The following is an 11,937-nucleotide window of genomic DNA, read 5'->3' as shown; positions in this document are numbered from 1 at the left end:
GCACCACTGGATCACCGCTGACCGCTTCAGTCTCACCGCCGATGGTGCCCCGCGGCCTGCGCCTGGGAGGCCGAAATCTCTACGCGAGCTCGGTCTGACAGGACGAGCACAGAGAGGGGCATCCACGGACAGGACCTACATATATGAGTAACGTGGGACTTCAGGGATTGTTCACCCAGGAAGGTCCCGGCAACAGACATGGCCACGACCTCGGGCGCCGCCGGTAGATCCACCGGAAACACCGGGGGCCGTGAGCATCTGGCGAGCGTGTTCAGCCTTTTCGTGCTCTCAATGATCATGAACGACGGGCCGGACGAGCGCGAAGTGCTGACGCTGGCGCTCACAGCCGTGGGCAGCCTCGGTCCGTTCAGGGCCGAGGCCGCCTACCTCACTTCCGACAGGGGCCTGACCCGAACCCCCGCCGACTGGTCGCACGCCACCCCCCACATCGATGCCCAGGTCACGATGGAGAGCGGCCGGGACGGGCCGGTCACGGTGCCGGACCGGGCATGGGGCTGGAACTTCGCACTGCGCGGCAAGGCGGACAGCATCGGACAATTGGTGGTCAGTTCTCGATCACAGCCCACGGGTGACGAGTGTTTCCTGCTGCGAGTCCTGGCGCAGCAGACCGCGGCGGCCCTGACACATGCCATGACCCGGCGGACCGAGCGAGCCGGCGCACAGCAGCTCCGGAAGGTGAACGAGGACCACTCGGCCACGAACGCCCGGCTCACCACGTCGCTCTCCGAACTGGAGCATCAGCGTTCCGTCCACGAGATGCTCAATGACGTCTCCGCGAACGATGACGGCGTACAAGGCATCGCCGGTGCCCTCCACCGGCTCACCGGCTACCCGGTCGCCATCGAGGACCGCTTCGGCAATCTGCGGGCCTGGGCAGGCCCGGGCCCCCCCGACCCCTACCCCAAGTCCGAGGCGGCCCCGCACGAAGAGCTACTGCAGGGGGCGGCCCGCCGGCTGCGGCCGGTGCGGATGGGGGAGCGGCTCATCGCCCTGGCCCGGCACCGTGGCGAGGTCCTCGGCACCGTCGCCCTGATCGACCCCGCGGCCAGTACCGGCGAGCAGGAGCAGTTCGCCCTCGATCACGCCTGCACCGTGCTGGCCCTGGAACTGGCCCACCTGCGCAACCTCGCCGAGGTGGAACTGCGGCTACGGCGCGAGCTGGTGGACGACCTGATCACCGGCACCGACGACGACAGCGCCTACGCCAGGGCCGCCGCGCTCGGCCACGACCTGCACCGCCCGCACTATCTTGCCGCGGTGCAATGGGTGGGCCAGCCGGCTGACGACACCTTCGTGCAGGCGGTCGGCCGGGCTGCGGCCGGGCTGTCGATGCGGTCAATGCTGGTCAGGCGGTCCGGGATGGCCGTCCTCGTCCTGCAGGGCCGTCCCCGGGCGACGGCCCTGTACGAGGCAGTGGCCGGCGAACTGGGCTCGCCCACCGGTTCCATCGGTGTGGGCGGACGCTGCGACACCCCGAGCGAGATCTCGCGCTCGTACCAGGAGGCGCTGCGCTCTCTGGAGGTCCGTCAGCACTCGCGGTCACCGCACGGCGCCACCACCTTCGACGAGCTGGGCTTCTATCGCATCCTTGGGCCGGGGGGCAGCTACCGCGAAGTCGAGCAGTTCGTCCGTGAGTGGCTCGGGCCGCTCCTGGACTATGACGCCGCACACCACTCGGACCTGGTCCAGACCCTTTCCCAGTACTTCGAGTGCGGCGGCAACTACGACGCCACGGCCGGCGCCCTCGCCATCCACCGCAGCACTCTGCGCTACCGGCTCCAGCGCATCCGCGAGGTCAGCGGTACGGACCTCGGCGACGTCGACAACCGGCTGAATCTGCACGTCGCCACCCGGGTGTGGAAAGTTCTGGGCGGATGACCCTGATCAGGAGGCGAGCGATGCATCGACGGACAGAGGAGACCCTCCGGGCATCCGTCGCTTCGGTGAGCGGTATTCCGCTGGCTGCTGGTGACCATGTCTGCGCCCTGTACCGGGGCCGCGCCGAGCGGGACCGGCTCGTGGCACCGTACTTCGCGGACGGCCTGGACAGGGGGCACACCTGTCTCTTCCTGGCCGCGGAGGGAGAGGGCCCCACGGTCCGCGACGTCCTGACCGCGGCCGGGCCCGCAGGCGGCCGGGGTCTGGAGAACCTCCAGATCAAGGGCCCGACCGAGTACCTGCAGAACGGGACCTTCGACGGAGACCGCACACTGGCCCGGATGTACGCCTGGTCCGACGAGACGTTCCCGGGCGGCAACGGCGCCCTCGCCCGGCTGGCAACCGATATGAGCTGGGCCCGGCCCCTCGTGCAGCTTTCCTTCGTCCGGGCACTCGTCCGGTACGAGGTGAACGCGACACGCTGGCTGCGGGCCTATCCCCAGGTGGGCATGTGCATGTACGACCTGGATGTATTCCGCAGCGATGTGATCCTTCCCCTGGTCAAGGCCCACCCGCTGGTCTGGCTCAACGGCATGATCATGGAAAATCCGTACTGCCCGGCGCCCGGGAAAGCGCCCGGCGCGACGGCCGCCGCCGAAGGCTGACGGCCCGCTCAGATGCCCTCCCGCGGCGGTCGGGCCGATACGTCGTCCTGCGCTCCCTCTTCCATGTCCGCTCGTGCCTGCCGATCCTGCCGGACCGACGCCACCTCCCGCTCCAGCGGCGACGTACCGATGGCGGTCGTCAGCTCCTCAAGTGCCCGGAGCACGAGTTCGGCACCGCGCCGCACCACCGGAGCCGGGCTGTCCTCGGCGCTCTCCCAGGCGGCGAGCGCCTCCTCGACCCGGTCCCAGGACGGGGTCAGCCGCTGACGTACCTCCCGTGCCGCCTGCGCGGTGTCCGCCCTCAGGGACTCGGCGAACCGCTCGGCGTCGGGGACAGGCCGCGTCCCCCGCGCCGGCAGATGGGCCTCCAGCAGCATCGCCGCTCGCCCCAGCGATTTGAGTGCTTCCCGGGCATCCTCTGCCGCACTGCGGCTCAGTCCACGGTGCTTGACGGGCTCCCGCCCGGCCCGGTCGAAGGCCTCGTCCCACGCTGCCTCCGCCGCACGGCTGGCGAGCAGGGCCCGCCGCACTTCCGCACGGTGCCGGTCCGCCGGATCCGCGTACGCGGCGATCACCGCCGCCGCGTAGCGCCCGCTCGCGGCGAGCCAGTCCGCGAGCCGGTCAAGCAGCCGCGGGGTCTCCCAGGCCGGGAAAACCACGTAGGCCAGCATCGCGAGCGCACCGCCGATCAGCGTGAGCAGCACCCGGTCCGGCACGGTCTGGTGCCACTCCTCGCCCCCCATCCCGAGCAGGAAGACGACATACGCCGCCACAAAGGACTGGGAGACCGCGTACCCGGTGTGCATCAGCAGGTACAGCAACGCGGCCGAGGACACGGCCAGCCCGCCCGCCAGATACGGGCCCGGATCCAGCAACTGAACCACCCCGGTGGCCAGCCCGACACCGATCAGAGTGCCGACGAACCGGGCCACGGCACGGGCATAAGTCTGATGAAAGTCGGGTCGCAGCACCATGACGGAGGTGATCGGCACCCAGTAGCCGTGCCCCAAGGGGAGCGCCGTACCGAGCAAGTAGCCGAGGGAGGCCACCACCGCCAGGCGTATGGCGTGCCGGAGGACCGGCGAGTCCCGCACGAGTTCGTGACGCATCGAACGCAGGACGGTCGGCACCATCCGGAGCACGGTCGGACGCAGCAGGGGCGAGGCACCCGGCTTCCCGGGGGCAGGGGCGAACCCCGCGTGGCTGTCACCGCACTCTGCGGTCTCCACGACTTCGCCGAGCAGGTCGACCAGCCGGGACGCGGCCGCCCTCGCCGGACCCTTCAGCACCTCCTCCCTTGCCCCGGCCCGAAGCGCCTCCATGGCCGGGGCAGGGACCTGGGCCGGGGCACCGCGGCGGATGGACCGAGCGGCGGAGTCCAGGACCTCGGCGGCCGTGGCCAGCAGTTCCCGCGCCCGGTCGCGTTCCGGGCCCTCCGCCGGTGCGCCCACCGCGGGGTCGGCGAGTGAGGCCAGGACGGGCCGGATGCGCTCGGCCAGGCCTCGGGGGCCGTGCAGGGCAGCGGGCCGCGTGCGTGCCTGCAACGGCGTGACCGCAGCGGCATCCCGGGCCGTCATCAACGGCTCCGGGTCGAAGCGGGCCGTGGGATCGTGCCGCAGCCGCCGGGCGTAGTCCGCCACGGCGGCGAGGGCGTCGGCGAGCGCGTCCCGGTGTGCTCCCCATCGGCGGATCGGGACCAGCAGGATGAGTGTCGCCTGCACCACTCCGCCGAAGGCGATGATCGCGGCGTGCTCCCCTGCCTCTCCGATGCTGGTGGGCAGGGTGACGGTCACCAGCATGATGCCGACGGTGGTGGTGGCGACGATCCCGGCTGTCGGGCTCGCGGCCCAGGCCACCCCGGCGAGAAACGCCCACACGGCGAGCAGTAGAAGGAACGCTACGAGGTGTGCCGCCGCGACATAACCCAGGAAGGTACTGAGCGCCAGACCGGCACCAGCAGCCAGCGCGAGCACCTTGCGCGGGCGCCAACTGCGCTGGAACGTGGCGGTGCCGGCAGAGAACGCGCCGAACGCCGCGGAGGCGGCGGAGGCCGGGGAGGAAAGCCACAGAGCGAGTCCGATCACGACTGCGAGACCGGTCGCAGCGCGCAGCGCGACCAGGGGTTCGAGCCGCGCGCGCTCGATCGTCAGCCCGGATCGCACGACCTCCACCAGCGCCCGCAGCCACGTCACGGCGCCGAGCTTAGGCCGAGGCCAGGGCCGTCCGCGTCAGCCGCACCGAGCCCCGGTCCGTGGATCGGCGCCGCGGTGTCAACCGGCACCCGCATCGCGGCCGCCTTCGACATCCCAAGATGCGCCACGCCGCCGAACTCATCGTGGAATGGGCCCAGACGGAGCACCTCCGGAGCGTGGCTCTGGCCACGAGAACGCCACAAGCTGGAACGCGCCAGGGCGACGCGGGCGGCCGTGCGCTCCGACCCCGGCTGATCGGTGCTCAGCCCTTCGCACGGCGTCAGGAGCGTGCGAGCCGGGCCGCGAGATAGGGCGCGGTGGCGCTGCGGCGGGCCCTCGCCAACTTGGCCGGCGGGCCCGCCGCGACCACCCGCCCTCCCGCGTCGCCGCCGCCCGGCCCGAGGTCGATGACCCAGTCGGCGGTGGCGATCGTGTCCAGGTCGTGCTCGACGAGGACGACCGTGTTGCCGGCGTCGACGAGCCGGTGCAGCTGTCGCAGCAGCAGCGCGATGTCCGAGGGGTGCAGCCCGGCCGTCGGCTCGTCGAGCAGGTAGAGCGCGTGCCCGCGGCGGGCTCGCTGCAGTTCGGTGGCCAGCTTGATGCGTTGCGCCTCACCACCGCTGAGTTCCGTCGCGGGCCGGCCCAGCCGTAGGTACCCCAGTCCCACCTCGCGCAACGTCTCCAGACTGCGGGAGGCGGCAGGAACGGCGGAAAGGAACTCGGCGGCGGCGTCGACCGACAGCGCCAGCACTTCCGCGATGTTCTTGCCGCGGTAGGTGACTTCCAGCGTTTCCGCGTTGTACCGGGCGCCCTGGCAGGTAGGGCATGGCGCGTAGGTGCCGGGCAGGAACAGCAGTTCTACCGCGACGAATCCTTCGCCCTGGCAGGTCTCGCACCGCCCTTCGGGCACGTTGAAGGAGAACCGCCCGGCCGAGTAGCCACGCGCCCTGGCCTCGTCCGTCGCCGCGTACAGCTTGCGCACCGCGTCGAACATCCCCGTGTACGTGGCCAGGTTGGACCGGGGAGTTCGGCCGATGGGCCGTTGGTCGACCCGGACCAGCCGGTCGAACGACTCGACCCCCGACGCGTCCTGGACGTCGACCTCCAACTGCGCCTCGTCGGGCTCCTCGGGTATGAGTCCGAGGTGGGCGCGGACGACCTCGGCGAGCACCTGCGTCACCAGCGTCGACTTTCCGGAACCGGACACGCCCGTCACCGCCGTCAGTACGCAGAGCGGTACATCGACGGACACGTCGTGCAGATTGTGGCGGGAAACGCCGCGCAGGTGCAGCCAGCCGTGCGGTGTGCGTGGGCGGTGATCGAGCGGCTGGGCGCGCCCGAACAGGTACTGGCTCGTGGCCGACTCCCCGACCCGCTCAAGACCGGCGACCGGGCCGCTGTACAGCACGCGTCCGCCGCCCTCGCCCGCACGGGGTCCGATGTCGACCACCCAGTCCGCCCGCCGTACGACGTCCATGTCGTGCTCCACGACGAACAGTGAGTTGCCTGCCGCCCTGAGGCGGTCCAGTACGTCCAGCAGCGGTTCCGCGTCAGCCGGGTGCAGGCCCGCGGAGGGTTCGTCGAGGACGTAGACGACGCCGAACAGACCCGAGCGCAGCTGGGTGGCGATGCGCAGGCGCTGCGCCTCGCCGGGTGACAGGGTCGTCGAGCGGCGTCCGAGGCTGAGATACCCGAGGCCCAGGTCGAGCAGTACGTCGACCCGCGCGACCAGATCGCCGCAGATCCGGACCGCGACCTCGGTCGTCTCCCCGGATCGGGCGGTCGCTGTGGTGGCGTCGGCCCTGGACCGTCCCGCGACGGGCCGCAGCATCGCCACGACCTCGGTGAGCGGCATCGCGTTGATCTCGGCGATGGATCGTCCGGCGAAGGTCACGGCGAGTGCCTCGGGACGCAGCCCGCTGCCGTGGCAATCGGGGCAGCGCACACTCCTGACGAACCGGAGCGCCCGTTCGCGCATCTTCTCGCTCTTGGAGTCGGCGAGGACGTGCATGACGTGCTTGCGGGCACTCCAGAACTTGCCCAGGTAGCCGTAGTCGACGCGGCCCTGCTCCGGCTCGATGTACACGGAGGGCTGCTCGTCCGTGTACAGCAGCCAGTCCCGGTCCTTCTTCCTGAGCCTGCGCCACGGGCGGTCGATGTCGATCCCCAAACCGCTCACGACACTGCGCAGGTTGGCGCCCTGCCAGGCACCCGGCCAGGCGGCGATCGCCCCCTCGCGGATGCTGAGCGAGGGGTCCGGGACGAGCAGGTCCTCGGCGACGTCGTGTACGAGGCCCAGTCCGTGGCACTGCGGGCAGGCGCCGGCCGGGGTGTTCGGTGAGAACGACTCCGCTTCAAGCCGTGCGGCCCGGGGCGGATAGGTGCCGGCGCGGGAGTACAGCATGCGCAGCAGATTGGACAGCGTGGTGATGGTGCCGACCGTCGAGCGCGAGCTGGGCGCCCCGCGGCGCTGCTGCAGGGCCACGGCCGGTGGCAGTCCGGTGATTTCCTGCACGTGCGGTGCGCCGACCTGCTGCAACAGCCTTCGGGCGTACGGTGCTACGGACTCGAAGTAGCGCCGCTGGGCCTCCGCGTAGAGCGTGCCGAACGCGAGCGAGGACTTGCCCGAAGCGGAGACGCCGGTGAAGGCGACCATCGCGTCCCGCGGAACATCGACATCGATGTCCCGCAGGTTGTTCTCACTGGCGCCCCGGACATGGACGAAGGGGTCGCTCGCGTCCTTGTTCACCGTTCCTGCTTACCTGATCGCGCCGTGAACCGCGCGACAGGTACCGTCACCGAGTTCGCTCACACGACCGTTCGAAGTGTCCCGGATCCATTCTCGACACACGGCTAGTAGCGCTTGGTTACCCTGGGTGATAGTTGCTGGTGGAGGGCGTTTTCCGGGCGTCTGGACGTGAATCTGAGCGATGTGGAGGGGCTCCGGCCTGAGATGACGGAGTTCGTGGCGAGATGTTCAGGTCGTTGCCGCCGCGCGATCAGTGGCGGTGGGGCGCCTGCTATCTGCGGGGCCTGATGCTGAATGGCCGGCGCAAGTCGATCCCGCCGATGGCTGCTCGTCTCCGGGACGGGAACGTGCAGGCAGAGGTTGCCCGGCAGTATTGCGGGGCGCTGGGCAACTGGGCGAACTGCCAGGTCGCGGTCAGTATGCATGCCGTGACCGACACAGCGTCCCGCCCTTGGAGTGGCAGTTGTATTTGCCGAGGGGCTGGACGGACGAGCCGGAGCGCTGCCGCCAAGCCGGTATCCCGGAGAACGCGGTGCGCCAGGAGCAGTGGCGTCTTGCGCTGAGCCTGCTTGACCACGTCCCCAGGCGAAATCTGAGCGACCCGGTCGTCGGCGACGCGGGTTACGGCGTCAGCACGCCCTCCCGTCCCGGTCTTGCGGAACGGGGCCTGTCCTACGTCCTCGCGCTGACAGGCAAGGAAGTCGCCCGCGGGCCGGCGGACGTCGTGCCCTACCGGCCCGGCGGGGACGGTGGCGCGGCATGCGGGGCAGGCGGGCGCGCGGTACCGAAGCGGGTGGCCGCGGTGACACACGCGATCATGACCTCGGTGGTGAGAGCAGGCTTTGTACTGGGCGACCGAAGAGATCTGCCCTACCGCCTGCACCGGTCGGCGGGAGCCAGCGTGTCACGTCGTGCCCACGCCACCCCGGGGGCATCTTGTGGGCACCCGCGATCGCGGGGGGACAGCCGACGAAAAGGGTCCAGCCATGCCGGTGTCCTCGCAGGGCGTTACGGTCGTGGCTCTCCTCGCGGACCCGGACGCGCCGACCGAGATCGCTCAGCGCATGGCCCAGACACTTCCTGATCGGCTCGCCGGCAAGTCAGGCCAGGGGCGACGGTTCGACGTCGAGGTGGTCCGTGAACCGGAGCGGTGTCGGTGCCCGACAGTGTGGTGGTGCGTGGGCGCACTTCGTCCGTGTGCTGAGGGGGCTTCGTGCTGAGGGGTCTTCCGCATGCATGATGACTCGTCAGGTATGTCAGCATCCGGCCAGCACGAGGCCCCCGCGCGTTCCGGGGCGATTGTCCCAACAGAGGCCTGAGCGAAGGGAAAGCCCAGGTAGGAAGCCACTTCGCCTGACCGGAGGCGATGTTCTTCACAAACATCGTTCGGCACGTGCCGGTGTACACTCAAGACCGCCCTTGACCTGCACAAAGCAGGCAGGGAGCCGTCTCGGAGGAGTCCCAAGTGCTGCGTACTCTGTTCAAGTCCAAGATCCACCGTGCCACCGTGACCCAGGCCGACCTGCACTACGTCGGCTCCGTCACGATCGACTCCGCGTTGATGGAAGCCGCCGACCTGCTGCCCGGCGAGCTCGTCCACATCGTCGACATCGACAACGGTGCCAGGCTGGAGACGTACGTCATCGCGGGCGAGCGCGGCTCCGGTGTCATCGGGATCAACGGAGCCGCCGCCCACCTCGTGCACCCCGGTGACCTGGTCATCCTCATCAGCTATGCGCAGGTCGACGACGCCGAGGCGCGCGAGCTGATTCCGCGTATCGTCCATGTCGACGCGGGCAACCGGATCGTCGAGCTCGGGGCCGACGCCTCCGCGCCCGTGCCGGGTTCCGACACCGAGCGCAGTCCGCACGCCGTGCCCGCGGCGCGCTGAAGCGCCTCATCAGCGAGGGAGCATCGACCATGGGAGAGCAGTCCGGACAGGCCGGTCCCGACATCCGTGACGACCGGGCGGCGGGCAGACTGCTCGCTTACGTGGAGGGCGAGGCCGCCGGGGTCATCGTCTACTTCGTGCTGGCCGGGACACCTGCGGCGCTCGTCGCCGTGCACACCGTCGTCGAGCAGGGGCACGAGGGCAAGGGCATCGGTGGCGCCCTGGTCAAGGAGTTCTACTCCATGGCCGCCCGCGAGGGCGTCCCGGTGGTCCCGCTCTGTCCGTACGCCGCCAAGTGGGCGTCACGTCACCCCGACGAGGCCCCCGAGGCCCCGGCGGAGCTGGTGGAGCGGGCAATGAAGGAGCTCGCTTCACACCCCGAGCTCCAGTGACCCGCTGTCCGGGCGGGCGGCGGACAGCTGCCGGGCGTGGGTCGGGCTGCCGGTAGCGTGTCGCGGATGAGCCTCGCACTTCTGCACACCTCTCCGGTCCACGTCCCGGTTTTCGATGCCCTGCGGGACGCCCACCATCCTGGTCTCGTCGTGCGCCACTTCGTGTACGAGGACCTGCTCGACCGGGCGGGCGTGCTGGGGCCGGAGGCGGTGGCGGGCGATGTCGAGGCGCTGGTGAGCAGCGCCGCCGCCGAAGGGGCCGCCGCGGTGCTCTGCACCTGTTCGACGATCGGTGGCGTCGCCGAGTCCGTCGGGGCGCGGCTGGGCGTTCCTGTTCTGCGCGTCGACCGGCCGATGGCGGCCGCCGCCGTCCGTGCCGGGAGGGTCACCGTCCTGGCGGCGCACCACGCCACCCTGGAACCGACCCGGGCTCTGATCGCCCAGGAGGCGGAGCGGGCGGGGAAGCGGGGCCTTGAGGTGCGCACGGTGCTGGTCGATGGTGCCTGGGAGCGCTTCGTGGCCGGTGATCAGGACGGCTACCTGGATCTCGTGGCGGCCGCGGCCGACGCCGTCACGGACGCCGATGTGATCGTGCTGGCCCAGGTGTCCATGGCGGGCGCGGCCGCGCGTACGGTCACCCGGATCCCGGTCCTTTCCAGCCCGCGCCCGGGGCTGGACGCCGCGGCGGTCGCGGCCGTGCGCTGACGGCGTCACCCGCTCACGGTCTCGACGGGCGAGGCGAACGGGTGAGGCGAACGGGTGAGGTCGTGAGCCGGCCCGGTGCATCCGCAGCCCGTACGTGTGGACTCGCCGGGCGCGGGCAGCCGCTCCGGGAGACGGTGGAGGAGATCCACCCCGACCTTTCGGAGGCCCGAGATGACCCATCCGTTCCCCGATCCGGTTCCGCCGGTGCCCACCCCCGGACCGATGCCGGGGCCGCCCGAGCCGCTGCCCGAGCCGACGCCGGTGCCGCCCGGCCCGGGGCCGACGCCGCCCGTGCCCACGCCGCCGGGCCCGGCTCCGGACCCGATCCCGCAGCCACCCGCGCCGAACCCCGAGCCGGTGCCGTCGCCCGAGCCGGAGCCCTCACCGGTCGGCTGACCTGCTCGCGGGCCCGGGTCCGGCACCGGTCGTTCGGCTCAGCCCCCGGCCAGCACGGTGTTGGCCCGTGCCGTGACCTCGGTCAGGACCCGGCCCGCCGCCGCCAAGTCGTCGGCCGGCAGGTCCGCGTACAGGCGGGCGGTGATCTCGGCGAGAGCGGCCCTGTGCGTACGGTGCAGCTCGCTGCCCCCGGCCGTCATGGTCAGCCGCGCAGGGTCTTCCGGCTCCACCTCCAGCAGCCCTTGCGCGATCAGCTCGGCCAGGGCCGTCTCCACGGTGGCGGCGTCGATCTTCAGCGTGGAGGTCATCCGCTCGACGAGCGGGCGGCGCTCGATGCTTCCGCCGTTGTCCGCCGTGGCGTTCAGCGCGACGGACTCGTGGAACGTGGTGCCGGTGGCGCCCAGCACCCCTTCGAGAACGGCGCGCGTGGCGTAGTGGGCCTGGCCGATGATCTGGCCGTTGACGGTCGGTGCGCTGGTCATGATGACTCCTCGGTGGAAGGACCGGTGACTGCGGGGACCGGCACGTCGAGCAGTGCCGTGAGTGCTTGGGCGAACGCCTCGGAGCCCGGGCCGTCGAGGCCGCCCAGAGGGGCGAGCAGCGCGTCGATGAGCCGGCCCACCACCTCGACCGCGCGGCCGGTGACCGTGAGGCCCTCGGCGGTCAGGGACAGCTGGACCGCACGGGTGTCGGCCGGGTCGGCCGCCCGCTCGACGAGCCCGGCGGCCTCCAGGCCGCGGGCCAGTTTCGAAACGTAGAGCGCTTCGAGTCCGGTGTGGTCAGCCAGTGCGCGCTGGCTCGGACGCAGCCCCGCTTGCTGCATCCCCAGCAGGGAACCCAGCAGCGAGTACTGCGCGTGCGTCAGTCCGAGCGGCGCCAGGGCCCGGTCGATGGCCACCCGCCATTTCATCGACAGGCGCCAGACCAGGAAGCCAGGGGTGGGGCCCGCGGGACCCGCTGGAGCGGCCGGAACCTCAGGTGCGTTGCTCATGGCCGATACGGTACATGGCTACTATGTACATGGCTAGTAAAAAGACGGACGGGGAGG

The 11,937-nt window shown here is 71.0% G+C and carries 9 protein-coding genes and 1 pseudogene; 6 read left to right on the top strand and 4 right to left on the bottom strand.

The window, feature by feature from the left end:
• Positions 1-198 precede the first annotated feature (198 nt).
• Positions 199-1,899 (top strand): helix-turn-helix domain-containing protein, encoded by a 1,701-nt coding sequence (locus tag ACFYPA_RS02170; protein ID WP_359084174.1) that lies wholly within the window; start codon positions 199-201, stop codon positions 1,897-1,899.
• A gap of 20 nt (positions 1,900-1,919) precedes the next feature.
• Positions 1,920-2,564, top strand: coding sequence for an MEDS domain-containing protein (locus ACFYPA_RS02165; RefSeq protein WP_359084173.1), 645 nt, complete (start codon positions 1,920-1,922; stop codon positions 2,562-2,564).
• Positions 2,565-2,572: 8 nt separating this feature from the next.
• Here ACFYPA_RS02165 and ACFYPA_RS02160 read toward each other — a convergent pair whose 3' ends face one another.
• Together ACFYPA_RS02160 and uvrA are read right to left on the bottom strand one after the other, a co-directional pair.
• The gene (locus ACFYPA_RS02160; protein WP_359311748.1) at positions 2,573-4,756 is read right to left on the bottom strand and encodes an FUSC family protein; all 2,184 of its coding nucleotides are present in this window, start codon (positions 4,754-4,756) and stop codon (positions 2,573-2,575) included.
• Between the two features lie 280 nt (positions 4,757-5,036).
• Positions 5,037-7,505 carry an excinuclease ABC subunit UvrA gene (uvrA, locus tag ACFYPA_RS02155; protein WP_389128889.1) on the bottom strand — a complete coding sequence of 823 codons (2,469 nt, stop codon included), beginning with the start codon at positions 7,503-7,505 and terminating at the stop codon, positions 5,037-5,039.
• A gap of 224 nt (positions 7,506-7,729) precedes the next feature.
• Between uvrA and ACFYPA_RS02150 the strand changes: the two are divergent.
• The 4 genes and pseudogenes from ACFYPA_RS02150 to ACFYPA_RS02135 all read left to right on the top strand — a co-directional run bounded on the left by ACFYPA_RS02150 (position 7,730) and on the right by ACFYPA_RS02135 (position 10,493).
• Positions 7,730-8,589, top strand: a pseudogene (locus ACFYPA_RS02150) (transposase).
• A gap of 381 nt (positions 8,590-8,970) precedes the next feature.
• Positions 8,971-9,396, top strand: coding sequence for an aspartate 1-decarboxylase (gene panD, locus ACFYPA_RS02145; protein ID WP_389128887.1), 426 nt, complete (start codon positions 8,971-8,973; stop codon positions 9,394-9,396).
• 29 nt (positions 9,397-9,425) lie between these two features.
• Positions 9,426-9,788, top strand: a complete 363-nt coding sequence (locus ACFYPA_RS02140) for a GNAT family N-acetyltransferase (protein WP_389128884.1) — start codon at positions 9,426-9,428, stop codon at positions 9,786-9,788.
• A 66-nt stretch (positions 9,789-9,854) separates the two neighbouring features.
• Positions 9,855-10,493: an aspartate/glutamate racemase family protein gene (locus ACFYPA_RS02135; RefSeq protein ID WP_389128881.1), complete on the top strand. Its 639-nt coding sequence runs from the start codon at positions 9,855-9,857 to the stop codon at positions 10,491-10,493.
• A 434-nt stretch (positions 10,494-10,927) separates the two neighbouring features.
• Here ACFYPA_RS02135 and ACFYPA_RS02130 read toward each other — a convergent pair whose 3' ends face one another.
• Entirely contained in the window at positions 10,928-11,371 is a 444-nt protein-coding gene (locus ACFYPA_RS02130) for a hypothetical protein (RefSeq protein WP_389128878.1), read from the bottom strand.
• A complete protein-coding gene (locus ACFYPA_RS02125) occupies positions 11,368-11,880 on the bottom strand; it encodes a MarR family winged helix-turn-helix transcriptional regulator (protein ID WP_389128875.1) in 513 nt (170 codons plus the stop codon). Before ACFYPA_RS02125 ends, ACFYPA_RS02130 begins: the two co-directional genes overlap by 4 nt.
• Between the last annotated feature and the right edge of the window lie 57 nt (positions 11,881-11,937).

The sequence above is a fragment of the Streptomyces sp. NPDC005775 genome (assembly GCF_042871565.1).
Lineage (GTDB): Bacteria > Actinomycetota > Actinomycetes > Streptomycetales > Streptomycetaceae > Streptomyces.
This window is presented reverse-complemented; position numbering and strand designations above follow the sequence as displayed.